We start from the raw sequence: 22,148 nt of genomic DNA on the forward strand, positions 1-22,148 counted from the left end.
TATTAGCAAGGTATTTTATCAATACGTTTTTGATGTCTTCCACCTTCAAATTCTGTTTCAATAAATGCATTAACAATATCAATTGCTTCTTGCTCAGAAATAAATCGGGCAGGTAATGAACAAACATTGGCATTATTATGAGAACGAGCTAATACTGAAATTTCTTTATTCCAGCATAACGCAGCTCTAATACCTGCATGTTTATTAGCCGTCATATTAATACCATTACCACTACCACAAACGGAAATTCCTAAATCTACTTCAGTAGCTTCAACAGCAGATGCCATAGGGTGAGCAAAATCAGCATAGTCACAACTCTCTGCTGAGTTAGTTCCAAAATCAATACATTTAATTCCTTTATCACTTAAAAAATTAATTAAATGTTGTTTTAACTCAACTCCTGCGTGATCAGCAGCAAATCCAATACTTGTAATCTTCATTTTTTTTGGCAAAGATAAAAAGAAAGTTCAACTAACATCTTATTAATATTTATATACTGATGAGAAAAAGAAAGGAATCCATATAATAATAAACCTTCTTAATCTACTTGTAGTAATACATAAATACTAAGTTCATTTTATACATAATCAGTTATCAACAGATATTAGTTAATATTAGATCTAATACTACTGTTTACTAGATATATAACTATATTTTGTAGCAATATTAATAAACTGTGGATAACGTGTGATTTGATGTTAATAAAATGTGAATTCAGAAATGAGAAAAATCTAAAAAAAGATTTGCACATAAATAAAACTTATACATGCAGTACATAACAAAAGCAAGGCAAGTTAATAAGCGATTATTTTAACAACAATTTCTAACAGTATTTTAACAGCTAAACTATACTTTCAACCGATAATCTTATTAAATTTGTACGCTATTAACAACATGTTAATAACCTTAGTTAATCTTTTGGTTTTTAAGAACTAATTAAGATTTTCTAATGTTAATAGAATATTAATATCTCTGAACTAAATGTTGAACAAGCAGTTTTACAAGCATATTTTAACATTTTTGTTAACGGTATTAACAGGCTATTATAATCATTATATATTATTAGAAATCTCTCTTTTATTTAAAAATAATAATGGAATTAAAATCTGATTGGCTTAAAAATGGATTCGTAAACGAACCAATTGAGGATATAGAAAATATTGAAGAAGCGTTCTTAAAACTGAAAAAAGAAAAGAATGCAGTATTGATGGCTCACTTTTATCAGGAAGATAAAATACAAGATATAGCAGATTTTGTTGGTGATAGTTTAGCACTTGCTCAGTTTGCTGCAAAAACGGATGCTGAAATAATTATGGTTGCCGGTGTTCACTTTATGGGAGAAAGTGCTAAAATTCTGTCCCCTGAAAAAACTATTATTGTACCTGATTTAAATGCGGGTTGTAGTTTAGCGGATAGCTGCCCTCCTGATGCGTTTGAGAAATTCATTAATCAATACCCAGACCATAAAGTAGTTACTTACGTAAATACTTCGGCAGAAATTAAAGCATTATCAGATATTGTTGTTACAAGTACTAATGCTAAAGCTATTGTAGACAGTTTTCCTGAAAACGAAAAGTTAATTTTTGGACCTGATAGAAACCTTGGTAATTACATCAATAGCATTACAGGTCGGGATATGATTTTGTGGGATGGAGCTTGCCATGTACACGAGAAATTTTCATTAGAAAAAATCTTAGATATTAAGAAAGAAAATCCAGATGCTGAAATCCTTGCTCATCCAGAATGTAAGAAACAATTATTAATGGTGGCTGATCACATTGGTTCTACTGCTGCTCTTTTAAAATATTCTTCAGACAATTCCTCAAATAAATATATAGTAGCAACCGAGTCTGGTATTATACATCAAATGCGGCTTAAGAGCCCAAATAAAACATTTATACCTGCTCCTCCTAACGATTCTACTTGTGCGTGTAATGATTGCGAATTTATGCGTTTAAATACAATGAGTAAATTGTATAATGCACTAAAGTTTGGATGGCCAAATATTGAAGTAAAAGAAGATATTCGTGTTAAAGCAGTAAAGCCTATCGAACGTATGCTTGAAGTTTCAGATAAACTAGGCCTATAATTTGATAAACTTCTTAGTTATCTGCAGTAATTTTGCTTTTTTTGTAGAAGACTTCTTTTAAATCTAGAAATGGAAAATTCTAATTCGTTAAATGTCTTATTGGTAGAGGATAATGTTTTAAATCAGAAATTGATTTTTTTAAACTTATCCAAATTCGGTTATAAAATTGATATTGCTAATAATGGTAAAGAGGCTGTAGATATGGTTAAATTACGACGTTATAATTTAATTATAATGGATTTAATGATGCCTGTTATGGATGGCCTTCAGGCAACTACAGAAATACGTGCTTATGAAAAGGAACTATCCTATGCTACACCAATTATTGGTTTAACAGCTAATACTTTTGATGCAGATAGAGAAAAATGTTTAGCACATGGTATGGATGAATATATGGCTAAGCCATTTGAGTTAGATTTATTTAATACTTTGGTAAAAAATTTAGGAATCACTAAATAATTAGATGGAAGATAATTTTGATATACGTGAAGAGGGCTACCAAAATATTGAAAAAGAAGTTGATAATAAGCTACGACCTTTAAGTTTCGATGATTTTCAAGGTCAAGATAAAATAGTTGAAAATCTGAAAATATTTGTTCAAGCTGCCTCTATGCGTGGAGAAGCTTTGGATCATGTTTTACTTCATGGACCACCTGGACTTGGAAAAACAACGCTATCAAATATAATAGCAAATGAATTAAATGTCGGCTTTAAAATTACTAGTGGACCAGTACTTGATAAACCGGGTGATTTAGCTGGTATTTTAACAAATCTTGAACCTAACGATGTTTTATTTATTGATGAAATACATCGATTAAGTCCTGTAGTTGAGGAGTATTTATACTCTGCTATGGAAGATTATAGAATTGATATTTTAATAGATAAAGGGCCAGGTGCAAGAAGTATACAAATTGAATTGAACCCGTTTACCTTAGTTGGAGCAACTACTAGAAGTGGTTTATTAACCAGTCCTTTACGGGCTAGATTTGGTATTAATTGCCATTTAGAATATTACGATAATAAGGTTTTGTCAGGTATAATAAACCGTTCTTCAGGAATATTGGATACTAGTATTACGAAGGATGCATGCAATGAAATATCTGGTAGAAGTAGAGGTACACCAAGAATTGCTAATGCTCTTTTAAGGCGTGTTCGAGATTTTGCTCAGGTAAAAGGAAATGGTGATATTGAAATAGAAATTTCCAAGTTTTCGCTAGAAGCATTAAATATTGACCAACATGGTTTAGATGAAATGGATCATAAAATATTAAATACCTTGATTGATAAATTTCAAGGTGGACCTGTGGGTATTACAACTATCGGAACTGCTATTGGAGAAGATAGCGGAACGATAGAAGAAGTGTATGAACCTTTTTTAATTAAAGAAGGATTTATAAAAAGAACACCTAGAGGGAGAATGGCAACTGCATTAGCTTATAAACATTTAGGTAAAGATTCTTTTAATCAGGAACAGTTTTCTCTTTTTTAATTTTTACAGTGAGTAAAATAAAATCTTTAGCTGGAGATACCATAGTTTATGGAGGAAGTACAATATTACTTCGCTTATTAAATTGGTTATTAATGCCATATTATATCCGTACAATGGATGGTGTTCAATATGGAATTGTAACGCAAGTGTACGGGTATATTGCTATTTTATTGGTTATACTAACCTATGGTTTCGAAACTAGTTTTTTCCGATTTGCTAAAGAAAGAGAATTTTCAAAGGTTTTTACTACAGCTATTACAAGTATAGTTTCTACTAGTGCTTTGTTTGTTTTTTTAGTTGTGTTGCTCCAAGATCAATTACATATTCTTACAGATAAAAAGTTATCATCTGAATTAATAGTAATCGTTGGTATATTAGTGGCTATAGATGCTATTTCTTCTATTATTTTCGCTAAAATAAGGTATGAAGGTAAGAGTGTTAGATTTGCTCTTTTAAAGCTTATTAACATTATTATTTTAATAAGTTTTAATTTATACTTTCTTTATTGGGTACCGCGTAATTTTGGTAATAATGGTTATCGAATAGTTGATTGGTTTAGTTATTCTGGTAATCAATCATTTTTTGTATTACTATCCAATTTAATTGCTTCTTTCTCGGTTTTAATACTCATTTTACCCGACTTGTTTAAGAAATTAAGTAGTGTAGATTTCTCCTTGCTTAAACAAATGTATAAGTATTCTTACCCCATATTAATTGTTGGAATTACTGGTATGGTTAATATGCAATTAGATAAGATTTTAATTCCTGAAATGATTGGTGGAGATGAAGGTTTGAAACAACTTGCTATATATGGAGCTAATTTTAAAATTGGCGTATTAATGGCCATGTTTACACAGTCTTTCAGATTGGCATTTGAGCCCTATTTTTTCAAGGACCATAAAAAAGGTAATATACAATATGCTAATATTCTTACTTATTTTGTATTATTTGGCCTCCTAATATTTTTAGGAGTTACTTTCTTTATAGATATCATTAATCTATTATTGACACAGGAATATATTGAAGGAAATATCGTAATCCCTATTGTTTTAGTTTCGCAATTATTAAGCGGAATTTATTTTACATTATCGGTATGGTATAAAGTTACAGATAAAACGGTTTTTGGTGCTTATATGGGTATTATAGGTAGTCTTATTACGATTGGGTTAAATGTTATATTAATACCTATTTTAGGTTATGTAGGCTCTGCTATAGCCGGATTAGTTTGTTTTTCTGTTATGGTAGTATTGAGTATTTACTGGGGCAAAAAGCATAGTAATATAAGATATGATTGGAATAAGGTTTTATCTTATACTATTATAGTTGCAGTTATATATGTAGTAGGAATTAAACTAATTCCTATTTCAGGTAACCTTTTATTCGATTTAAGCTCCATTTGGTACGATATATTCTTTTATGGCATGCGTATTGGTTTAATAATTGTATTTTTAGGGTTTGTTTATTTAAAAGAGTTCAGAATAAAAAATATATAGTTTTTACATGAGTTTAGCAGTTAGAATTATAAATAAAAGCTCAAATGAGCTTCCAAAGTATGCAACCAGTTTATCTGCTGGTGTAGATTTAAGAGCCGATTTATCAGATGATATTATTTTAAAGCCTCTTCAGAGAGTTTTAATACCTACGGGTTTATTTATTGAGTTACCAGAGGGATATGAAGCTCAAATTAGACCACGTAGTGGTTTAGCGTATAAACATGGAATATCTGTATTAAATAGTCCTGGAACTATTGATGCTGACTATCGTGGTGAAATAAAAGTCATTTTAGTTAATCTTTCTAATGATGAGTTTGTTATTAAAACTGGAGAACGTATTTGCCAAATGGTAATTGCTAAACATGAAAGTGTTCAATTTGAATTGGTGGATAGTTTGGAAAATACTGAGAGAGGTAGTGGGGGATTCGGACATACAGGTAAAAAGTAGATTATATGAGATATTTAATTATATCGTTGGTTCTATTAGTAGTTATCACTAGTTGTAGTACAACAAAAAATTCAGTTAACGAAAAACAAATCTTAACGGAAAGAGTATCTGTTTTAAGTCCTCAAAATAAAAGAAAGTTTGACTATTTCTTTTATGAAGGTCAACGTCTTAAAATGAATGGGGATTTAAATAAAGCTAAAACTTATTTTATCGAGTGTTTAAAAATCGATTCTTTGAGTGGTACTTGCTATTATGAGCTTGCTAATATAGCTATATCAGGTCAGGACTTTAAAGCCGCGCAAAACTTGCTTTCTAATTCAGTAAGGCTTTCTCCTAGTAATAAATGGTATAAGATTCTTTTAGGCGATTTATATCAACAGAATAAGGACTTACCAAATTCAATTAAAATCTATAAGAGTTTGGTAGAAGAATATCCTAATAATAATGAGTATACTTATGCCTTAGCCCAACTTTACTATAATAACAAGGAGCTTGAAAATGCGGTAAAGTATTACGATAAGCTCGAAAAAAGTGTAGGTATTAATGAGGTTATTTCTATAGAAAAGGAAAAGATATATTTAGAATTAGGAAAGGAAGGATTAGCTTTTAAAGAAATTGATCAGTTAATTAAGGATAATCCTTATGAAACTAGATATTACGGATTTCTTGGTGATCTGCATTTATACAATAAGGATTTTGATAAAGCTGAAGAAAGTTATAATAAAATTTTAGAATTGGATCCTGGTAATGGATTGGGGTATTTTTCAATTGCTAATATTAAGTTACAAAATAAGGATACTTTAGGTTTTATAACTAATTTCAAAAATGGCTTAAGCGATAAAGATTTAGCTTTAGAAGTAAAATTTCAAAGACTATTACCCCTTTTAATGGGTAAAGATTTTCAATCTTATGACCCCGAAGTTATAGGTGATCTTTTTTCAACGCTAACATCAATACATAAGGACGATTCACGAAGTTTTATTTACTATGCTAATTACCTTCAAAATAATAGTAATAAGGAAGAAGCTCTTGTTCAATATAAAAAATCCCTAAAACTGGATAATTCAAATCCTGCAGTATGGCAAGATATGTTCTTTATTCAAATAGACTTAGGTAAGTTCGATGAGCTGCTAATTGATTCTAAGGAGGCATTAGTTTTTTTCCCAGATCAACCATTATTCAACTTATTTAATGCTATGGGATATATGCAAAAAGAGGAATATGCTGAAGCTAAGGTTAGTTTGGAAAGAGGTTTAGCGCATGTTGGCGATAATGTTAATTTACAAGGTCAGTTTTATTCTTATTTAGGAGATGTTGAGCATAGTTTAGATAATTCGGAACAATCTTATATATACTACGAGAAAGCTTTAAAAGTGAATGAAAATAATGTGGTTGTTTTAAATAATTATAGCTATTATTTATCGGTAGAAAACAAAGATTTAGAAAAAGCGGAAAAAATGATCTCTAAATGTATAGAATTAGAGCCTGGTAACTCTACTTATTTAGATACCTATGCATGGGTTTTGTTTAAAAGAGGTCGTTATTTTGAAGCTAAATATATTATTGAAAGGGCTATAGATAATGGAGGTAATGAAAGTGACGTTATAGTTGAGCATTTTGGTGATATCTTATATAAGAACGGAAACGTAGAGGAAGCTTTAGTTCAATGGAATAAATCCTTAGAAATGGGTAATGAATCTGAAGTTTTAAAGAAAAAAATTGAGCTAGAGTCTTATGTGGAGAATGAGTAACTATCTTGTCATTTTATTAGTATTCTTACTTGTTTCATGTAAAAGTACAGAAACAGTTAGGGTTAAAAATGTTTCTAATATTTCGGACGCACAGCTTCGTAAAGAGGTTAAAAATAATGAATTACTTTTTGATAAATTATATTTAAAGAAACTTCAATTCTCTTTTGATGATGGAAAGGATAAGAAGTCTTTTAAAGGAAGTTTCGTTGTTCAAAAGGATAGTCAAATAATAGTCTCCATTTTTATATTGATGGGAAGAGAGGTTGTTAGAGCTAAGTTAGGATTAGAGGATGTAATTATTTTAGATAAGCATAATAAGATAGCTTTACATACTGATTATAATTATTTCAGTAAGAAGTATGGTATTGATTTAGATTTTTATTCGATACAAGCTATTTTAACTAATTCACTTTTTATCTATCCTTATAGCGACGATTATTATAATGATTTAAAAAAGTATAAACATCATGTGTCAAGTGATCATTATTCTTTTAAATCAATAAAAGATAAAAGGTTAGATAGATTAACTAAACGTAGTAGAAATAATATATTGGTACATGAAATAGACATAGATCCCGAATTGTATCGTATTTTAAATGTGTTTATTAAGGATTTTGAAAATAATCACTCTATAAGTATAAATTATAATCATTTTAAAAACTATGATTCGACTATATTTCCTGAAAAGATTAATATGAAAGCTACGAAGGGAAATGCTAAGTTTGAAGTAGATTTAAAATTAAACTATTTAGAAATAAACGATGGGGGTAGTCTTCATTTTAAAATTCCTTCGAGTTATAAAAGTAAAACGCTGTAGTTTTTTTTTATTACTGTTAGCCTTTGGTATTAACCTACAAGCGCAAAATAGTAATATCGAAAAATTAAAGAATGATCGATTACAATTCGAAAGAGATATAAAAAACGCTAAAAATTTACTGGTTAAGAAGGCAAATTCTCGTAAAAGTCTGCTTAATCAAGTGAATGTATTAAACGCCCAAATTAAGGCCCAAAATAACGTTGTTTCTAGTTATAAGGAGGAAATAAATCAAATCAATAAAGTAATTTCTAGTAATACTGAAGTTTTAAAATCTCTAGAGGAAGAAATTAGAAGTATTAAAATAGGTTATGAAAAATTAGTACTTGAGGCTAATAAACAAATGGGCTCTAATTATAATGAGTTTATGATTGTTTTTAGTGCTGAATCTTTTTCAGAAGCTTATAGAAGATTTCATTTAATGAAACAATATGCTTCGTATAGAAAAAAGCAGGGTAAGGTTTTAATAGAAAGTAAAAACAAATATGATAGTATCATCGCTATTAATCGACGTATTTTAATTGAAAAGGAAACTTCTTTTAATATTTTAAATAAAGAAATAGAAAATTTAAAATTGTCTGTAGCTAATAATCACAAATTAGTTTCGAGTTTAAAGAAGGATGAAAGGTGGTTAAAAAACGATATCAAAAAAAAGGAAACAGCTTCCAAAAAATTACAAGCCAGTATCGAAAGTTTAATTAAAAATGAAGTCAAAGAAACTAATTATGCTTTCAGTAATTTTAATGAAGCTAAAGGTAAATTAAATTGGCCTGTAGTCGATGGATTAATCACTAGCTATTTTGGTGAACATAATCACTCTGTTTTAAAGGGCGTAAAAGTTAAGAACAATGGTATTGATATAGTAACTGCTAAGGATAAGGCGGTAAAATGCGTTTACGAAGGTACTGTATCTACCGTTATTGCTATCCCTGGCTATAATAAAGCTGTTATTATTAGACATGGTAAATATTTAACGGTTTACGCTAATTTAGAGAAGGTCAATGTAAAAAATGGACAGGTAATAAAAAGTAATCAAATTATTGGCGAAGTATTTGTAGAACCCAAAGAAAATAATGGAACATTGCATTTTGAAATATGGCAAGAAAATAAAAAAATTAACCCAATTGGATGGTTAAAAAAATAGTACTTTCATATTTCAAATAAAATTGTATACTTTTGAGTAACTATTTAAGTGTTTTATAGTATAAGCAAATGTAAAATACTTAGAGAAAAAATGGATTTAACTGTGGAAAAAATCGTTTTAAATTCTGATATTAAGAATATTAGCATAGTTGAGAAATTAGTAGATGATTTATCAGCTGAATATAATATTAATACGGATATATATGGCAAATTGCTTTTAGCAGTTGTTGAAGGTGTAAATAATGCCATTGTACATGGTAATAAATTGGATACTAATAAAAATGTTAACCTAGAATATCAGGTTACAGAAGATATAGTAGAATTTATTATAGCGGATGAAGGTAAAGGTTTTGATTTTACTACTATTCCAGATCCAACGTTACCTGAGAATGTTGAAAAAACTCATGGTAGAGGTATATTTTTAATGAATCATCTTGCTGATGAAATCGATTTTGAAAATGAAGGAAGCAAGGTTAAGTTAACGTTTAATTTGTAAGTGTTAAATTATAATTACGAAGATGTATCTGATTTAAAATTGGATACAAAAGTATTATCACAATGGATAAATTCCATTATAAAGCAATATAACGGTATTTCGAGTGAAGTATCGTTTATTTTTTGTTCGGACGATTATATTCTTAATATAAATAAAGAATATTTAAATCATGACTACTATACGGACATAATCACCTTTGATTACTGCGAAAATAATAGAATAAAGGGAGATATTTTTATAAGTATTGATACTGTTCTTTCAAATTCTAAAAAATACAATGTTAGTTTTTTAAATGAATTATATCGTGTGATTATACATGGTATATTACATTTGTTAGGTTTTAAAGACAAAACTGAAGAAGATAATGCCAAAATGCATCAATTAGAAGACAATGCATTAAAAGTTCTCGAAACAATTTTATAATTTATATGTTTTTTTTAGTGTAAGTAATTGGATGCATGTACCTTTGTGTCCTTATTTTAATATATATGGATTTTAATTACGATATAATTGTAGTTGGCGCTGGACATGCTGGTTGTGAGGCTGCTGCGGCTGCTGCAAATTTAGGTTCTAAAACATTGTTAATTACAATGGATATGAATAAAATAGCTCAAATGAGCTGTAATCCTGCTATAGGTGGTATAGCAAAAGGGCAGATCGTCCGCGAAATTGATGCTTTAGGGGGTGGAAGTGGTATTGTTACTGATAGGTCATCTATTCAGTTCAGGTTATTAAATAGGTCTAAAGGACCAGCTATGTGGAGTCCTAGAGCGCAATGTGATCGTATGGTTTTTTCATCTCAATGGAGATCTATTCTGGAACAAACAGATAATTTATCTTTTTGGCAAGATACGGTTGTAGATATTAATTTTGAAGCTAATACTGTTAAGTCAGTTATTACAAAAATGGGAGTTGAGTTTACTTGTAAGTCTATTATTATGACTAACGGAACATTTCTCAATGGACTGATGCACATAGGACAGGTTCAAATGGAAGGAGGCCGTATAAGTGAACCGAGTTCTTATGGTTTATCTCATAAATTGTCGGATTTTGGGTTTACTACTGATAGAATGAAAACTGGAACCCCAGCACGTATTGATGCTCGTACTATTGATTTTTCTAAATGTGAGGAACAAGGAGGCGATGATACTTTTTATAAGTTTTCCTATTTGCCTGAGGAAAAAACTAAACTTAAACAGAAGAGTTGTTGGTTAACTTATACTAATGAGGCGGTTCATGAAGAATTAAGATTAGGTTTGAATAAATCGCCTCTATATGATGGTACAATTCTAAGTATTGGACCTAGATATTGCCCGAGTATAGAGACTAAAATTGTAACTTTTGCAGATAAGGATAAACATCAGTTACATCTCGAACCTGAAGGCGAAACCACAATTGAATATTATTTAAATGGTTTTAGTAGTTCATTACCTTTAGAGGTTCAGTTAGATGCTTTAAAGAATATTCCTGGTTTAGAAAAGGCTAAGATATTTCGACCAGGTTATGCAATAGAATATGATTTTTTTGATCCTACACAATTACATCATACGCTTGAAACTAAATTGGTTTCCAATTTATATTTTGCTGGCCAAATTAATGGTACTACTGGATATGAAGAGGCAGGGGCACAAGGTTTAATGGCGGGTATAAATGCTCATCTTAAATTAAATAATAAGAAAGAATTTATTCTTGGTAGAGATGAAGCATATATAGGTGTATTAATTGATGATTTGGTTACTAAGGGTGTAGATGAACCTTATAGAATGTTTACATCTAGGGCAGAATATCGTATCTTATTAAGACAGGATGATGCGGATGTTAGGCTTACTAAAAAGAGTTTTGATTTAGGTTTAGCGAATGAGAGAAGGGTAGAATTATTAGATGAGAAGATTAAGTTTCGCGACTCGGTGATTGAATTTTTATCTACGTTTAGTATAAAACCTAAGTTTGTTAATAGTTATTTAGAGAGTGTTAATACATCACCGTTAAAGCAAGCAGTAAAACTAAAAGATGTTTTATTGCGGCCACAAGTAAATATTTTTGATTTAATTAGAAATATAGAGCCGTTTGAAAAGCATTGTGCATCTATTCCAGAAAGTAGGAAAGAGGAAATTATAGAATCGGCTGAGATATATATTAAATATCAGGGTTATATTAATCGTGAAAAGGTAATGGCGGATAAATTATCCAGGTTGGAAAATCTTGAAATTTCTGGTCGTTTTAAGTATGAAGAATTAAAAACTATTTCTACCGAAGCTAGGCAAAAACTTTCTAAAATTAATCCTAAAACAATAGGTCAAGCAAGCCGAATTTCAGGGGTTAGTCCTAGCGATATTAATGTTCTTTTAGTTTTAATGGGTAGATAAAATATCGTTCCACGTGGAACAAATATTGTATATATGAAATTACGCGGTAAGATTGTAGATATTATAAATAGTAAAATTTATAATGGAGAGGTTAGCTTTGAGAATGGTAAAATTACAAATATCATTAAAATTGATGAAGAATGTGATTCATATATTTTACCTGGTTTAATAGACAGTCATGTTCATATAGAAAGTTCTATGCTTACCCCATCTCAATTTTCTAAATTAGTTGTTCCACGTGGAACGGTTGCCGTTGTAACGGATCCACATGAAATAGCTAATGTGATGGGAGTGGATGGTGTAGATTACATGATCAATGATGCATCTAAAACACCTTTAAAATGCTTTTTTGGTGCGCCATCTTGCGTACCTGCCACTTCGTTTGAAACAAGTGGTGCTGTTATTTCTTCTAAGGAAATAGCTCAATTATTAGAGCGTAATGATATTTGGTTTTTATCTGAGATGATGAATTTTCCTGGTGTAATTTATCAGGACGAGGAAGTGTGGAACAAGATAAATGCAGCTCATAAAGCAGGTAAAAAAATAGATGGACATGCTCCTGGACTAGTAGGAGAAGATTTAAAAAAATACACCAATGCAGGTATATCTTCGGACCATGAATGCGTATCGGTAGAGGAAGCTATTGATAAAATTGAGCAGGGTGTAACAGTACAAATTAGAGAGGGAAGTGCTGCTAAAAACTTTGATGTATTATCCCCTTTATTTGAAACTCATCCTGAGAATATCATGTTGTGTACGGATGATTCTCATCCTGATGAAATCATTAATAAAGGGCATATAGATAAAATTATTCGTTTAGGTTTATCTAAAGGAATAGATATTTTTAAGCTTTTACGTGCTGCTATTTTAAAACCTATAGAGCATTATAATTTACCTGTTGGATTGCTTAGAGAAGGTGATTCTGCTGATTTGATTGTCGTTGATAACCTTTCTGATTTCAATATTCAACAAACATTTATTAATGGTGAAAAGGTATTTGAGGATGGAAAATTGCAGTTTAATGTACCACAATCGGAAACGATCAATAATTTTAATATTTCCGAAATTAAGGAAGAAGATATTATAGTTGAATATAAAGTAGGCAAGGATATAAGAGTAATTTCTGCAATGGATGGTGATCTATTAACAGATGAATTCATATGGACTCCATCCAATGATAATGGTATTATTACATCTAGTTCGGAGAAAGATATTCTAAAAATAGTTATTTTGAATCGTTATAATTCAGCTCCTCCGGTGGTAGGTTTTATAAAAAACATTGGATTAAAACAAGGGGCTATTGCTTGTAGTGTTGCTCATGATAGTCATAATTTAATTGCGGTTGGTGTTTCAGATAAAGATATTGTATCCGCCTTAAATGAAATTATTAAACATCGTGGAGGTATATCGTATGCATATAATAGTGATATAGATATTTTACCATTAGAAGTAGCTGGATTAATGACGAGCAAATCGGGTATAGAAGTAGCGAAGAAATATCAATTAATGAATGAAAAAGCTCAGCAATTTGGATCAAAATTACATGCTCCTTTTATGACATTATCTTTTATGAGTTTACTAGTGATACCTAAATTAAAGATAGGGGACAAAGGACTATTTGATGTAAGTACCTTTTCTTTTACTAATTTATACGTTTAATGGATAAACTTATCAATCCTAAAATTGAATACTTAAAAGAAAAAATTACTGTTTTGCCATCCGATCCTGGAGTGTATCAATACTTCAATAAGGATGGTAAAATTATATATGTAGGTAAAGCTAAAAATTTAAAAAAGCGTGTTTCTTCGTATTTTGTAGGTAAAGCGGATAATGGAAAAACAGCGCTTTTAGTTCGTAATATTGCCGATATACAACACATCGTTGTCAACTCCGAAGAGGATGCTTTACTGCTCGAAAATAACCTCATTAAAAAGTATCAACCCAGATACAATGTCTTATTAAAAGATGATAAATCCTTTCCATGGATTGTAGTTAAAAATGAAAACTTTCCACGCGTTTTTTCTACTCGTCATATAATTAAAGATGGAAGTCTTTATTTTGGTCCATATACTTCAGTTGGTATGGTAAGGACTTTGTTAGACTTGTTTAAAACAACTTATCCACTTCGTAATTGTAAGCTTAATTTAGCACCTCAAAAAATAGCTGAAGGCAAGTATAAAGTTTGCTTAGAATACCATTTAGGTAATTGTAAAGGACCTTGTGTTGGAGAATTTGAAGAGGATATTTATAGAGATAATATTGATGCAATAAAAAATATATTGCGTGGAAATATTAATTCGGTTATAAAATATTTAAAGGAATTAATGCTTCAATACGCAGAGGATTTTAAGTTTGAAGAAGCAGAGGAAGTAAAACAGAAGATAAAACAACTCGATACTTACCAAAGTAAATCTACCGTGGTTAGTTCTAATATTAATAATGTAGATGTTTATTCTATTATTGAGGATGAAGAATCGGGATATGTCAATTTTTTAAAGGTGGTTAATGGAGCCATTATTCAAGCGCATACTATTGAGCTTAAAAAGAAGTTGAATGAAAGTTTACCTGAATTATTATCCTTAGCTATAACTGAAATTAGAGAAAGGTTGCATAGTACTTCAAGAGAACTTATTGTACCTATTAAACCTGATACTGATTTTGAAACTATAAAATTCATCATTCCTCAAAAGGGAGATAAGAAGAAGTTATTAGAATTATCTGAACGTAATGTAAAGTATTATCGTTTAGAAAAACTAAAACAGCAGTCCATCAGAAAAAAAGAAACACGAGAAGATAGAATTTTAAATACTATGCAAAAGGATTTAAGGTTAAAGGAACAACCGAATCATATTGAGTGTTTCGATAACTCCAATATTCAAGGCAATTTTCCGGTAGCAGCTTGTGTGGTTTTTAAAAATGCAAAACCAAGCAAAAAAGATTATCGTCATTATAATATAAAAACGGTGGTTGGACCAGATGATTTTGCAAGTATGGAAGAAATCATTGAACGTAGATATACGCGCTTAATTAACGAGAATGCTTCCTTACCTAAGCTTGTTATTATTGATGGGGGAAAGGGGCAATTAGGAGCTGCTATGAAGATATTTCGTCGATTAAAGATTGATGACAAAGTAGCTGTAATTGGAATTGCTAAACGATTAGAAGAAATATTTTTTCCAGGAGATTCAGTGCCTTTATATTTAGATAAAAACTCGGAGTCGTTAAAGATAATTCAACATGCCCGTAACGAAGCGCACCGTTTTGGAATCACCTTTCATCGTAATCAACGTTCAAAGGATTTTGTAAGTTCAGAATTGGATCGTATTGATGGGATAGGAGAGAAGACTGCTCAGAAATTATTAAGTGAATTCAAATCTGTAGAGCAAATTAAAAAGCTTTCCTTAGATGATATTGAATCAAATATAGGTAAAGCTAAAGGAAGGTTAGTGTGGGATTATTTTAAGCTTTAGCACCCACAGGTTGAATATATATCATTTCAATATTCAACCTATGAGTAAGATATTTGCTACCGTCTTACGGTTAAAATAGAGCATCAATTAGCTCTTCTTGTTTTAATTCGTCCCAAGATGAAAATACTGTAAAAGTTTTTTCTTTTATAGAATCCATTTGATGTAAACTTTCTTTTAATGCCGTTTCCAACTCAAGTATTTTATCCTTGTTATTTGCATTTGATTTAAGTCTAGCCTCTAATATATTTCCTTTGTTCACATTCAAAATAACTTCGTATCTTTTGCCAGAGATAGATTTAATACGCTTTTTAAGTTCGTACTTTGGACTATAACCGAAGTTCCATTCCCAGGTTCTAAATTTGGTTTCTACTAGTTTATCTATCGTTGTATAATCATCCTTGTTAAGCTCGTATTTGTCGCAATTATAGTTAGTAATGATATATTCCGATAACTCTTCAACAAAGGTGTCTACTTCTTTATCTTGCTTTAGATGGTCGTGTATATTGGTTACTTTACTACGTACAGATTTAACAGATCTATCCTTAAACTTCATAGGATCGTTTTTTAAGGATTGCGTTAATGATCCCAGCTGACTATTAAATAGAAGTGTGCCATGATGCATTACACGGCTTTTAAAAACATGCGAAGCATTTCCACTAATCTTACATCCTTCGATTAATATATCGTTACGACCACCAAAATGAGCATTAATATTTATCGATTTTAAAAACTCAACAATGGGTGTAGTATACTTTTTAAAGTTGACCAATTCTCCTTTTGCACCTGATGTAATAAAGCAGAAATTTATATTTCCAGGATCATGAAAAACAGTTCCTCCTCCAGATAATCTTCTGACCACTGGAATTTCATTTTCAGAAACAAATTTGTAATTGATTTCAGATAGGGCATTCTGGTGTTTTCCGACGATGATAGATTTATGATTTATGTAAAGAAAGAAAATATCTTCAGTAAAATTTTTAAGCAAATATTCTTCCGTGGCTAAATTTTGATATGGATCAGTTTTTTTACTCAATATAATGCGCATGTAGCTGTATCTTTTATAAGGAAAATAATTTCATCAAATTCTCAGAGCCTTAAAATATAAATTATCTCTGTTTTATAACTTTATAACTATCAGTAATACAGGGTTTAAATGGTGTTTTACTTGAGTTATTCTTTATAGCTATAAATATTTCATTCTAGGTTAAGTTTAGGCAATTTATCCTATTTTTATCCAAACTAACAAAATTAGGCTTACTAAAGTTTAATATCTAAAAAATAAGATATTTATATAGGTATAATTATAAATTAAACATAAATATGAAAGTTGTACTTCAAAGAGTTTCTGAAGCATCAGTTACCATAAATAATAATATTAACGCTTCTATAAATACTGGACTTTTAGTTTTACTTGGAATAGTGAACGAAGATGATAAAAACGATATTGAATGGTTATGTAATAAAATAGCTAATCTTAGAATTTTTCCGGATGAAGAAGGTGTGATGAATAAATCTTTATTAGATGTGGAAGGAGAAATGATTGTAGTAAGTCAATTTACGCTTCATGCTAAAACCAAAAAAGGTAATCGACCATCCTATATAGATGCAGCCAAACCTGATGTATCTATACCGCTTTATAAGGCCTTTGTGAGTAATATGGAACAGATTATAGGAAGGAAGGTGCAAACAGGCGAATTTGGCGCTAATATGCAAGTTTCGCTGATAAATGATGGTCCAGTAACTATTATTATGGATTCAAAAAATAAGACATAAAAAAAGAGCCTGAATAAAATCAAGCTCTTTTGTCTACAATGGTAATTGTTGATTGGGTAAACTTATCTTACCATTATTTTTTACTCGTATTAAATGAGGTTTTAATATTTGTAAATTTTATTCTGAGTACAAAATTGGTTAAAATTTAGATACAGACCAAATGGTCGGTTTAGTGTTTTTATGAAAGTGCCACAAAAATAGATAGATACGATATGTATATTAATGATAATTATAGAATGAAAAATATTTTCAATAGCTAATTAATGATTTATTTTTTAATATTTGTTCTCGCTATTTTTAGTAATTCATATATAATGTAATGATTTAATGACGATACAAGAAGCGCAAAATAAAGTAGATGAATGGATTAAAACCATTGGAGTTCGTTATTTTAGTGAGTTAACTAATATGACCATCTTAACGGAAGAAGTTGGCGAATTGGCCAGGGTGATGTCTCGTAAATTTGGAGAGCAATCTTTTAAGGAAGGGGAAAAGGATAATTTAAGCGATGAAATGGCCGATGTGTTGTGGGTGTTAATTTGTTTAGCTAATCAAACAGGCGTTGACTTAACGGAAGCTTTGCAAAAAAACATTGAAAAGAAAACCAATAGAGATATAGATAGACACGCAAATAATAAAAAGCTACAATAGAATGATGCAATCAGAAAATATATTAGAGGATTATCCTATTAATTTTAAGTTGGAGAATATTCAGCAAGAAATAGAAAGTATAACAACTAAAAGTGGGGATTTAAAGGATGATGTAGACGTACTTAAGTCTATTTTTAGTTGTATTGATTTAACTACTTTAAAGGAAACAGATTCTGCCGATTCGGTGACCGCTTTTGTTCAGAAAGTAAATGATTTTAAGGATAAATATCCTTCATTACCATCAGTTGGAGCAGTATGTGTATTTCCTGTTTTTGCACCTATTATTAAGCAATACTTGAAGATAGAAGACGTACAGAAAGCAGTGGTGTCTGCAGGTTTTCCATCCTCTCAAACTTTTTTAGATTTAAAGGTATTAGAAACCAAAAAAGCGGTAGATTTTGGAGCAAACGAAATTGATGTGGTAATATCTGTTGGTGAGTTTTTAGAAGGTAATTACGAATTTGTATATGAAGAAATTCGTCAGTTAAAAGAAGCTTGTGGAGACGCTCATTTAAAGGTTATACTAGAAACAGGAGCCATTAAAGAGCCTGAGTTAATTTGGAATGCATCCATCATAGCAATAGATGCTGGAGCTGATTTTATTAAAACAAGCACAGGTAAAATTCCAACTGCAGCTACCCTAGAAGCAGCGTTTGTAATGTGTAATGCGATAAAAGCTTATCATGCTAAAACAGGCAAAAAAATTGGCTTTAAGCCTGCTGGAGGCATTGCTGAAACAACAGAATCTATTGCATACTATTCGATTGTAAAAGAAGTGTTAGGAGAAGAGTGGACCAATAATAAAATGTTTAGGATTGGAGCCAGTCGTTTAGCTAATAATCTGTTAACAGATATTTTAAAAATAGAGAATAACGCTACCGATGCGGTGAAGTTTTTCTAATAGATTAGTTCTTATAAAGAAAATGAGCTAGTCTTTATTTTCTGTGCTAAACATTCCTTTCTTATTGAAAGAAAAGAAAGCCAATACTTTAGGGATATGATCCCTTATTTTTTATCTATTTGAATAATTACAATACAATTAAATAAATGCTATCTCACTTATAAGGATAGCATTTTTTGTTTCCATACGTTCTTTTTATAAGTTTGAAGTTCATTATATTTCCTCAATGAGTGATGTTTTTAATCGGTTTAGGTCAACTGTAATTCAATCTTTCTTTTACAGTGTAGGTAATTTATTCGGTAAGTTTTCGGGCGTTATCTTATTGCCTATATACTTATTGTATTTACCGGTAGATGAATTCGGTTTATTTGCGCTATTCGAAGGTATTTTCACGCTATTTCAGGTATTTTCGGGTTTAGGCGTAAAGCTTGGTTTTGCACGTTGGTTTTGGGATGAGAAAAACACACCCAATAAAAAAAGCCTGTTTTTTACCACATTTGTGTTTAATGCCATAATATGTATCATACTTAGTGTTGTTATGTATTTTGGCTTTGATATACTTTCTCAATACTACTTTAAAACCGAAATATCTCAGCACCTAATATTGTTATTTATCGCAGGTAACTTAATTAAATTATTTACCGAGGTTCCCATGCTGTTGCTACGTTCTCAGCATAAAGCTAAAAAGCATTCGGTTATTCAGATTGCGCAGTTAGTATCGTTTGTGCTTTTTGTTTATGTGTTTTTAGCTTGGTTTAAACTCGAAATAGAAGGTATATTTTGGGCTACCATCTTATCGGCAGCACTTCAGTTGGTATTACTTTTACCGGTGATTATTAAGAATAGTGAAGCAAAGATTGAGGGTAAGATATTAAAGGATATCATTAAATATGGTTTTCCGGTTGCTTTAGGTAATATGGTGAATGTATTGTTTAATTTCACCGATAAGTATTTTATTAATATCTTCTCTAACCTTAAAAATGTAGGTAATTTTTCACTGGCGCATAAAATATCTAATATTGTTAATCTATTGGTGGTTAATGCCTTTATTAATGCCTATATGCATAGCTATTTTAAGAGTGCCGACTCCCAGGATAGTGAGCATTTTTTTAGCAAATCGTTTACTTATTTTTTGCTTGTTATTAGCTTTTGTAGTCTTTTGGTAGTGCTGTTTATAGAAGAAGCGTTTATGCTTTTTGATACAGGAAACTCAGGTTACGATAGTGCAGTTGTTATTGTACCTGTATTAACCATAGGGCTCATTTTTGGTGGTATTAGGCAAATGTTGATTCTACCCATTAATAAAGTAAAAAAGACGCGTATAATAGGCATTTTATCTATAGTGGCAGGGTTTATAAATGTTACACTTAACTATCTGTTTATCCCGCAATGGCATGCTTTAGGAGCCGCTTATGCTACAGGTATTGTGCAAATATTATCTTCGTTGGTATTGCTTTATTTCTGTATAAAATACACCACTCTTCAATTGGAGTGGAGAAGATTATTTATTCTGAGCATTAGCTTTATTGCTGCTGTTACACCCATGTATTTATATCAATTCGAAAATATATTGAGCAACATTTTATTCAAGATAGTTTTAATTATTGTGTGGGTGTTCATTATCTATTCTTCTGGGTTTCTATCAGATATAGAGCAAGATAGAATTTCTTCTTTTTGGAGTAAATGGAAACATATCTCTCAACTTAAAAACAATATTAATTCACTTAGTGATAAGGAAAAGTAGTTTTTTTGATGTTGTAAAAAGAGCCATGTTTCTATCTTTTTTTCATAAAAAGGCAACTTTATAACATATAAATCGTAATTTCAAGTGATTTGGTAAAATAGAATATGGTCGCCCTTTGGGTATTGACCACGCAATCATTGTATTTAATAATTACACTGTTATATTTTATTAAACTAAATTATCTAGATTATGAAAAGAGTTTATCTTTTTTTCCTTTTGGCCGTTTTGTGCTTTATTACTCCAACTTCTTTAAAAGCAATCGATGGTTATTTCATGTTAGGTTACGGAACAATTAGTAAAGGTATGGGAGGTACCGGAGTAGCTTATTATAAAACCTCCATTATTGCCAATAACCCTGCAGGTAGAGCTTATTTAGGCACGCAGTATAGCGTAGTAGCAAATTTAATGATGCCTAGTGTAAGTTATACGATTACCGGAATGCCAAGTGGTGCTGATAAAACCTTTCCATTAACACCAGGAACAGTTGATAGTGATATTAGTCTATTGTTTATCCCAAATATTGCGGCCAACTGGCAGTTAAATGAGAAAAGTGCTTTTGGTTTTTCTATCTCCGGAAGCGGAATTGCAACGGATTATCCTACAATTACGTTTTTTCATCCATTAACAGATGACCCAGCAGTTACTAATACGGGTGTTAATTTTATGCAGTTAAATTTTGATCCATCATACTCTTATAAAATTAGCGAAAAGCATAGTTTTGGTGTGTCTGCTATTTTAACGTATCAACGCTTTAAAGCGGATGGTTTAGCTGCATTTGGTGGATTATCAACTGCTCCAACTAAATTGACGGATAATGATTTTGATTCAGGTTTCGGCTTCGGTTTTAAAATAGGTTATATGGGTGAGGTTTTAGATGGATTACATTTAGGAGCTACCTATCAATCAAAATCGGCCGTTAGCGAATTTGAAGAATATGCAGGTTTATTTGCTGAGCAAGGTTCTTTCCACTCGCCTAGTAATTGGACCGTTGGTTTAAATTATGAGGTTTCTGATAAGGTAAAGGTGCTTTTTGATGTACAACAAATCAATTACAGTGAAGTAAAAGCTATTGGAAATCCAATGCAAAAACTTCTAGAAAGCATAGTCAATCAAACCCCTGATGGATTACTTGGTGCTGATGATGGTGCAGGATTTGGATGGGAAGACATGACTATTTTTAAAGTGGGTGGTGAATTTGCGGCCAACGAAACCCTAAAACTTAGAGCAGGAGCGGCTTTTGCTAAAGAACCTATTCCTTCATCGGAGGTAATGTTTAATATTCTGGCACCAGCCATAAATAACAACCATTTTACTTTGGGAGCTACAAAAACATTCGGAACTAAAGCGAAAGATTTAAATATAGCATTGGTATATGCACCAAAAAATACAGTTAAAGGAGCAAATCCAATGGAAGCACCTAATCAGCAAGAAATAGAATTAGAGATGGGTGTATTTGAAGTTGAATTAAGCTTAACCTTTTAAAAAATATTGCGTAGTAAAGAATGAGCCCCGAAACCCCG

Annotated in this window: 20 protein-coding genes; 18 read left to right on the plus strand and 2 right to left on the minus strand. The window is 30.9% G+C overall.

Features of this window, described 5'->3' with window-relative positions; all coding sequences use genetic code 11:
* Positions 1-2: 2 nt before the first annotated feature.
* A complete protein-coding gene (gene rpiB, locus A8L32_RS09960) occupies positions 3-440 on the minus strand; it encodes a ribose 5-phosphate isomerase B (protein WP_066630296.1) in 438 nt (145 codons plus the stop codon).
* A 653-nt stretch (positions 441-1,093) separates the two neighbouring features.
* Here rpiB and nadA point away from each other — a divergent pair.
* The 13 genes from nadA (at position 1,094) to uvrC (ending at position 15,559) form a co-directional block, all read left to right on the plus strand.
* On the plus strand, positions 1,094-2,089 hold the full coding sequence (nadA, locus tag A8L32_RS09965; RefSeq protein WP_066630298.1) for a quinolinate synthase NadA: 996 nt from the start codon (positions 1,094-1,096) through the stop codon (positions 2,087-2,089).
* Between the two features lie 69 nt (positions 2,090-2,158).
* Positions 2,159-2,548: a response regulator gene (locus A8L32_RS09970; protein WP_066630300.1), complete on the plus strand. Its 390-nt coding sequence runs from the start codon at positions 2,159-2,161 to the stop codon at positions 2,546-2,548.
* Positions 2,549-2,552: 4 nt separating this feature from the next.
* Positions 2,553-3,578 (plus strand): Holliday junction branch migration DNA helicase RuvB, encoded by a 1,026-nt coding sequence (ruvB, locus tag A8L32_RS09975; RefSeq protein ID WP_066630302.1) that lies wholly within the window; start codon positions 2,553-2,555, stop codon positions 3,576-3,578.
* An 8-nt stretch (positions 3,579-3,586) separates the two neighbouring features.
* Positions 3,587-5,071, plus strand: coding sequence for a lipopolysaccharide biosynthesis protein (locus A8L32_RS09980; RefSeq protein WP_066630304.1), 1,485 nt, complete (start codon positions 3,587-3,589; stop codon positions 5,069-5,071).
* A gap of 7 nt (positions 5,072-5,078) precedes the next feature.
* Positions 5,079-5,519, plus strand: coding sequence for a dUTP diphosphatase (gene dut / locus A8L32_RS09985; protein WP_066630310.1), 441 nt, complete (start codon positions 5,079-5,081; stop codon positions 5,517-5,519).
* 5 nt (positions 5,520-5,524) lie between these two features.
* Positions 5,525-7,270 carry a tetratricopeptide repeat protein gene (locus A8L32_RS09990; RefSeq protein WP_066630312.1) on the plus strand — a complete coding sequence of 582 codons (1,746 nt, stop codon included), beginning with the start codon at positions 5,525-5,527 and terminating at the stop codon, positions 7,268-7,270.
* Positions 7,263-8,087, plus strand: coding sequence for a DUF4292 domain-containing protein (locus A8L32_RS09995; RefSeq protein ID WP_066630314.1), 825 nt, complete (start codon positions 7,263-7,265; stop codon positions 8,085-8,087). The genes A8L32_RS09990 and A8L32_RS09995 overlap by 8 nt, the downstream gene beginning before the upstream one ends.
* A complete protein-coding gene (locus A8L32_RS10000; protein WP_066630316.1) occupies positions 8,032-9,228 on the plus strand; it encodes a murein hydrolase activator EnvC family protein in 1,197 nt (398 codons plus the stop codon). Before A8L32_RS09995 ends, A8L32_RS10000 begins: the two co-directional genes overlap by 56 nt.
* A 90-nt stretch (positions 9,229-9,318) precedes the next feature.
* Positions 9,319-9,723 carry an ATP-binding protein gene (locus A8L32_RS10005; protein WP_066630317.1) on the plus strand — a complete coding sequence of 135 codons (405 nt, stop codon included), beginning with the start codon at positions 9,319-9,321 and terminating at the stop codon, positions 9,721-9,723.
* A gap of 39 nt (positions 9,724-9,762) precedes the next feature.
* Positions 9,763-10,146: an rRNA maturation RNase YbeY gene (ybeY, locus tag A8L32_RS10010; protein ID WP_233145478.1), complete on the plus strand. Its 384-nt coding sequence runs from the start codon at positions 9,763-9,765 to the stop codon at positions 10,144-10,146.
* A gap of 65 nt (positions 10,147-10,211) precedes the next feature.
* The gene (gene mnmG, locus A8L32_RS10015; protein ID WP_066630319.1) at positions 10,212-12,089 is read left to right on the plus strand and encodes a tRNA uridine-5-carboxymethylaminomethyl(34) synthesis enzyme MnmG; all 1,878 of its coding nucleotides are present in this window, start codon (positions 10,212-10,214) and stop codon (positions 12,087-12,089) included.
* A gap of 33 nt (positions 12,090-12,122) precedes the next feature.
* Positions 12,123-13,748 (plus strand): adenine deaminase, encoded by a 1,626-nt coding sequence (gene ade / locus A8L32_RS10020; RefSeq protein ID WP_066630321.1) that lies wholly within the window; start codon positions 12,123-12,125, stop codon positions 13,746-13,748.
* Entirely contained in the window at positions 13,748-15,559 is a 1,812-nt protein-coding gene (gene uvrC / locus A8L32_RS10025) for an excinuclease ABC subunit UvrC (protein WP_066630324.1), read from the plus strand. Before ade ends, uvrC begins: the two co-directional genes overlap by 1 nt.
* Positions 15,560-15,629: 70 nt before the next feature.
* Here the strand turns inward: uvrC and A8L32_RS10030 are convergent, their stop codons facing one another.
* Positions 15,630-16,604 carry a lipoate--protein ligase family protein gene (locus A8L32_RS10030; protein WP_066630326.1) on the minus strand — a complete coding sequence of 325 codons (975 nt, stop codon included), beginning with the start codon at positions 16,602-16,604 and terminating at the stop codon, positions 15,630-15,632.
* 275 nt (positions 16,605-16,879) lie between these two features.
* Here A8L32_RS10030 and dtd point away from each other — a divergent pair, with 275 nt between their 5' ends.
* The 5 genes from dtd (at position 16,880) to A8L32_RS10055 (ending at position 22,110) form a co-directional block, all read left to right on the plus strand.
* On the plus strand, positions 16,880-17,332 hold the full coding sequence (gene dtd, locus A8L32_RS10035) for a D-aminoacyl-tRNA deacylase (RefSeq protein WP_066630327.1): 453 nt from the start codon (positions 16,880-16,882) through the stop codon (positions 17,330-17,332).
* 327 nt (positions 17,333-17,659) lie between these two features.
* Complete coding sequence (locus tag A8L32_RS10040) at positions 17,660-17,983, plus strand: nucleotide pyrophosphohydrolase (RefSeq protein WP_066630330.1); 324 nt, start codon at positions 17,660-17,662, stop codon at positions 17,981-17,983.
* A 1-nt stretch (position 17,984) separates the two neighbouring features.
* The gene (gene deoC, locus A8L32_RS10045; protein WP_066630332.1) at positions 17,985-18,884 is read left to right on the plus strand and encodes a deoxyribose-phosphate aldolase; all 900 of its coding nucleotides are present in this window, start codon (positions 17,985-17,987) and stop codon (positions 18,882-18,884) included.
* Positions 18,885-19,110: 226 nt separating this feature from the next.
* Positions 19,111-20,628 (plus strand): lipopolysaccharide biosynthesis protein, encoded by a 1,518-nt coding sequence (locus A8L32_RS10050; RefSeq protein WP_066630334.1) that lies wholly within the window; start codon positions 19,111-19,113, stop codon positions 20,626-20,628.
* Positions 20,629-20,817: 189 nt separating this feature from the next.
* The gene (locus A8L32_RS10055) at positions 20,818-22,110 is read left to right on the plus strand and encodes an OmpP1/FadL family transporter (RefSeq protein WP_066630335.1); all 1,293 of its coding nucleotides are present in this window, start codon (positions 20,818-20,820) and stop codon (positions 22,108-22,110) included.
* The last annotated feature ends 38 nt before the right edge of the window (positions 22,111-22,148 follow it).

Source organism: Labilibacter marinus, from assembly GCF_001659685.2.
In the GTDB taxonomy this organism is placed as follows: domain Bacteria; phylum Bacteroidota; class Bacteroidia; order Bacteroidales; family Marinilabiliaceae; genus Saccharicrinis; species Saccharicrinis marinus.

What these genes read in the sequence shown, in the direction of transcription:
- rpiB (WP_066630296.1), bottom strand. Translation starts at nt 440, where the DNA reads ATGAAGATTACAAGTATTGGATTTGCTGCTGATCACGCAGGAGTTGAG.
- nadA (WP_066630298.1), top strand. Translation starts at nt 1,094, where the DNA reads ATGGAATTAAAATCTGATTGGCTTAAAAATGGATTCGTAAACGAACCA.
- A8L32_RS09970 (WP_066630300.1), top strand. Translation starts at nt 2,159, where the DNA reads ATGGAAAATTCTAATTCGTTAAATGTCTTATTGGTAGAGGATAATGTT.
- ruvB (WP_066630302.1), top strand. Translation starts at nt 2,553, where the DNA reads ATGGAAGATAATTTTGATATACGTGAAGAGGGCTACCAAAATATTGAA.
- dut (WP_066630310.1), top strand. Translation starts at nt 5,079, where the DNA reads ATGAGTTTAGCAGTTAGAATTATAAATAAAAGCTCAAATGAGCTTCCA.
- A8L32_RS09990 (WP_066630312.1), top strand. Translation starts at nt 5,525, where the DNA reads ATGAGATATTTAATTATATCGTTGGTTCTATTAGTAGTTATCACTAGT.
- A8L32_RS09995 (WP_066630314.1), top strand. Translation starts at nt 7,263, where the DNA reads ATGAGTAACTATCTTGTCATTTTATTAGTATTCTTACTTGTTTCATGT.
- A8L32_RS10000 (WP_066630316.1), top strand. Translation starts at nt 8,032, where the DNA reads ATGGGGGTAGTCTTCATTTTAAAATTCCTTCGAGTTATAAAAGTAAAA.
- A8L32_RS10005 (WP_066630317.1), top strand. Translation starts at nt 9,319, where the DNA reads ATGGATTTAACTGTGGAAAAAATCGTTTTAAATTCTGATATTAAGAAT.
- mnmG (WP_066630319.1), top strand. Translation starts at nt 10,212, where the DNA reads ATGGATTTTAATTACGATATAATTGTAGTTGGCGCTGGACATGCTGGT.
- ade (WP_066630321.1), top strand. Translation starts at nt 12,123, where the DNA reads ATGAAATTACGCGGTAAGATTGTAGATATTATAAATAGTAAAATTTAT.
- uvrC (WP_066630324.1), top strand. Translation starts at nt 13,748, where the DNA reads ATGGATAAACTTATCAATCCTAAAATTGAATACTTAAAAGAAAAAATT.
- A8L32_RS10030 (WP_066630326.1), bottom strand. Translation starts at nt 16,604, where the DNA reads ATGCGCATTATATTGAGTAAAAAAACTGATCCATATCAAAATTTAGCC.
- dtd (WP_066630327.1), top strand. Translation starts at nt 16,880, where the DNA reads ATGAAAGTTGTACTTCAAAGAGTTTCTGAAGCATCAGTTACCATAAAT.
- A8L32_RS10040 (WP_066630330.1), top strand. Translation starts at nt 17,660, where the DNA reads ATGACGATACAAGAAGCGCAAAATAAAGTAGATGAATGGATTAAAACC.
- deoC (WP_066630332.1), top strand. Translation starts at nt 17,985, where the DNA reads ATGATGCAATCAGAAAATATATTAGAGGATTATCCTATTAATTTTAAG.
- A8L32_RS10050 (WP_066630334.1), top strand. Translation starts at nt 19,111, where the DNA reads ATGAGTGATGTTTTTAATCGGTTTAGGTCAACTGTAATTCAATCTTTC.
- A8L32_RS10055 (WP_066630335.1), top strand. Translation starts at nt 20,818, where the DNA reads ATGAAAAGAGTTTATCTTTTTTTCCTTTTGGCCGTTTTGTGCTTTATT.